Annotated in this window: 1 protein-coding gene; it reads right to left on the bottom strand. The window is 49.7% G+C overall.

The features are described 5' to 3' along the window. A partial coding sequence (locus R7040_RS28035; RefSeq protein WP_318097827.1) for a glycosyltransferase occupies positions 1-599 on the bottom strand: 599 nt, incomplete at both ends.

Here is a 599-nt window from a genome sequence, read left to right as displayed (position 1 = left end):
TTGATGGTAGTTGTGCATTCGCATAGCATGAATGAGGCGGTCAAACCCTTTGCGTTTGATCAGCGAACCAACCGAAAGGAAGGTGAATGCATTAGCAGGAATCCCCAAGCGCACTTTGATGTCGATAGGCGCTTCAGAGTCATCCAAAGAGACGCCGTTGTGCACTACGTGCAGTTGCTCTTCTGGATAACCATCGCGCAGAATTTCACGGCCTACATCTTTGCTTACACAGATCAATTTTGGCGAAAGGTGCAAGCCAAGCGAAAAACGATCGCGCAGCGTGTAGTGACAATGCAATTGCGTGACTAGAGGTACATGATTCATGCGCGCGGCTAAGGACATCCACTGGCAAGGGCCACCGCTGTTGACATGAACGAGGTCGATATTGTGCTTCTCGATGAGCGCTGAACCTTGTTTGATCAGGTTATTCCAACCCGTGATGTCCCAACGCGGCGCACACCAGCCACCGACGAGATTGAACGTAGAGTGCTCTGCTTTGATACCAAGATCTTGGCATTTCTCAATCAGAGGTTGGCAGTTTGACCAGACAATTGGCTCGAACTTGTCTCGGTCGATACCCAAGATAAGATCGAGTAGTA

This window comes from Vibrio sp. 1069 (assembly GCF_033340555.1).
The sequence above is the reverse complement of the archived record's forward strand: the minus strand, read 5'-3'. Positions and strand labels throughout refer to the sequence as shown.